Consider the following 300-nt stretch of genomic DNA (forward strand, 5'->3'; position numbering starts at 1 on the left):
GGATTTGCACTGACCGCACAATGCAGCCAGCACGTTGACCCAATGCGCATTAATGCCTATATGAAGACCGCGTTAGAAGGCATTGTGGCCGCGCTGCAATATGCACCTGAGCAACCTATCCACGCTATCGATATCTTGCCACAGGCCGAACGTACCCAATTACTGGAGGGTTTTAACGATACGGCGATGGACTATCCGCAAGACGCCTTAATCCATCAACTGTTTGAACAGCAGGCAGCACGCACACCGGATGCGATTGCATTGGTCTTTGGCGAAAACGAACTGAGTTACGCAGCACTG

The 300-nt window shown here is 51.7% G+C and carries 1 protein-coding gene; it reads left to right on the forward strand.

The window, feature by feature from the left end; all coding sequences use genetic code 11:
• On the forward strand, window positions 1-300 hold a 300-nt coding region (locus IQ209_RS18065), incomplete at both ends, for a hypothetical protein (protein WP_193852546.1).

Source organism: Xenorhabdus sp. BG5 (genome assembly GCF_015163665.1).
GTDB lineage: Bacteria > Pseudomonadota > Gammaproteobacteria > Enterobacterales > Enterobacteriaceae > Xenorhabdus.